Source organism: Ruminococcus sp. (genome assembly GCF_017650195.1).
Lineage (GTDB): Bacteria > Bacillota > Clostridia > Oscillospirales > Ruminococcaceae > Ruminococcus.
This window is the reverse complement of record NZ_JAGCFH010000109.1, coordinates 1-2,690: the sequence shown is the minus strand read 5'-3', so window position 1 is coordinate 2,690 and position 2,690 is coordinate 1. Positions and strand designations below refer to the sequence as shown.

Annotated in this window: 2 protein-coding genes; one reads left to right on the top strand and one right to left on the bottom strand. The window is 39.9% G+C overall.

Going from position 1 to position 2,690, the window contains the following annotated elements:
* Positions 1-393 precede the first annotated feature (393 nt).
* Complete coding sequence (gene mgtE / locus J6U00_RS05325; RefSeq protein WP_296579915.1) at positions 394-1,815, top strand: magnesium transporter; 1,422 nt, start codon at positions 394-396, stop codon at positions 1,813-1,815.
* Positions 1,816-2,078: 263 nt separating this feature from the next.
* On the opposite strand, the gene J6U00_RS05320 is transcribed toward mgtE, so the two are convergent.
* Positions 2,079-2,690, bottom strand: a 612-nt coding sequence (locus J6U00_RS05320) for a hypothetical protein (protein ID WP_296579913.1), incomplete at its 5' end; no start/stop codon positions are given.

Here is a 2,690-nt window from a genome sequence, read left to right as displayed (position 1 = left end):
TATGCCGTTTTAAATTTCACACTATTATACCATACCGACGCAATATTTCTCAAGGATCAATTAATCTTTCTTTTCATGATGAAAATATAATACAGCCTATTATGTGCTGCATTATTCATTTGTCGTATGTTGACATCAGCTTTGGTTTGTGTTAAAATAGTAATATACCAAGAAACATGGAGGTGAATCAAGTGGCTAACAGTGACAGTTGCGGGGCTGGCGGGCGAAAACATTATCAATTCAGACGCAGTGGAACTGTTGTAAGTTTCCGCTTGATTGTGCTGCGCTTGAAAGCATGATAGTTGTTTCCCGTATGTGACCTGCTCAGCTCATATACGGTTTTTTTATGCCCATTTGTCCCTTCTGCTTATTTTATATCAGGAGGAGAGAATAATGGATAACAAGGAAATTTTACATTCAGCAGAAGCAGCGGTCAAACCGAATTACACTGCTGAAATCATAGAAATACTTCGCAGCAATGCTGCTCCGAAAGCGCTTATGTACAGGCTTGAAGATTACCATGCCAATGATATTGCTGATGTTCTGTCAACGCTGTCGGAAAATGAACGGAAGAAGTTTTATCGTATCAGCAGCACAGATATGCTTGCTGAGATCTTTGAGTTCTTCGATGAGGAAGACGCCGGCGTTTACCTTAAAGAAATGGATGTCCGTAAAGCGGCAGCTGTTGTTTCAAAACTGGATACAGATACAGCTGTGGAAATACTTCGATCGATCGAAAAAGAAAAAAGAAGCCTGATAATTGATGCAGTCGATATTGATGTTCAGAAAGAAATCAAGTTAATCGCCTCATTTGACGAAGATGAAATCGGCAGCAGAATGACAACAAATTGCATTATAATCCACGATAATATGACTATCAAAGAAGCAATGAACGAACTTGTACGTCAGGCTGCGGAAAACGACAATATTGCAACGCTTTTTGTTATCGATGATGAGGAGGAGTATAATGGTGCAATTGATCTGAAGGATCTTATTACCGCACGAAGTGGAAAGCCGCTGTCCAGTCTTATTGCAACTTCTTTCCCGTATGTATATGCAAATGAGCAGACTTCTGATTGTATTGAAAAACTAAAGGATTATTCTGAAAGCATTATTCCCGTTCTGGACGAAAGCAATAAGCTGCTTGGTGTTATTACGGCACAGAATATCATTGAAGCCGTTGATGACGAAATGGGAGAGGATTATGCGAGACTTGCTGGTCTTACAGCAGAAGAAGATTTAAATGAAACGCTTATACAGAGTATGAAAAAACGCCTCCCCTGGCTATTGGCACTTCTTGTTCTGGGAATTGGCGTATCGACTGTCGTAGGCGTATTTGAAAAGGTCGTTGCACAATTAACTCTCATAATGGCGTTCCAGTCTCTTATACTCGATATGGCAGGTAATGTTGGAACTCAGTCGCTTGCTGTGACAATTCGTGTTATGACGGATGAGAAGCTGTCTTTCAAGCAAAAAATGCATTTGGTAATTAAGGAAGTCAGAATCGGATTGTTCAACGGTTTACTGCTTGGAATTCTGTCATTTTTCTTTATCGGATTATATATTTCTTTTGTTAAAGGAAAAGAGACATTTTTTTCATTTGCCGTATCTGGTTGTATAGGTGTTTCACTTATGATTGCAATGCTTATTTCAAGTGCTGTCGGCACTTTAATACCTCTTTTCTTTAAAAAGATCAAAGTTGATCCGGCAGTTGCTTCAGGACCGCTCATTACAACGGTAAATGATCTTGTTGCCGTTATCTCTTACTATGGGATAAGCTGGATTTTACTGCTGAATTTACTTCATCTGGAATAAATATTATACCAGACTTGTTTCTTACATATTTTTATTATAAATGAAAAGCTCTCACATCAGAAACTATAGATATCGGATGTTGACATTATGTATGCAATTACAGCATGTGCGTTACTATTTGTCCATAGAGTTTTAAAAAATAATCAAAAAAACAGGAAGATACCTCAAAATGAAGTATCTTCCTGTTTTATTGTTATACCCAACTATATAGTTTTTTTCATATTAGTTCTTGGAAAACTTCTATATGAGCATGATCATTTACATCAAACTACACCTTTTTTTCTGCGTTTATTATCAGCTTCCACAGAACGTTTCCATGCCTTGTTGAGCCCTTTTTCAGCTCTTATACTGCTTACAGCACAGCCTACGGCTTCGTAAAGGACTTCTGTACCACAGCAGTCAGCGTGATAGTCAACTGCATGCTCTGCGCTGATACCGATAGAGCCTGCTGTCTCAGCTGCATCGATATTAGCTCCGAGGAATACGAACTCCCAGCCCTTTTCCTCCTGCACTCTTTCGATGAGCTTTTTCACGTCCTTGTGGCTGAACTTTCTGCTGGCATTTTCCATACCGTCCGTTGTAATTACAAACAGCGTCTTTTCTGGAACATCTTCCTCACGGGCATACTTATGGATATTGGCAATATGATGAACCGCGTCACCCACTGCGTCAAGAAGCGCCGTACAGCCTGATGGAACATATTCCCTGTCTGTAAGCTTGGGAACGTCTTCCAGCTTCACCCTGTCATGTATCACTTTGGAACTGTTGCTGAAGAATACAGTTGAAACAAGTGCCTCGCCTTCTTCTTTTTTTTGCTTTGCTATAAGTGAATTGAAGCCGCCGATAGTATCGGCTGTAAGTCCGCTCATTGAGCC

Coding starts and splice junctions, on each gene's coding strand:
- mgtE (WP_296579915.1), top strand. CDS start 394: ATGGATAACAAGGAAATTTTACATTCAGCAGAAGCAGCGGTCAAACCG.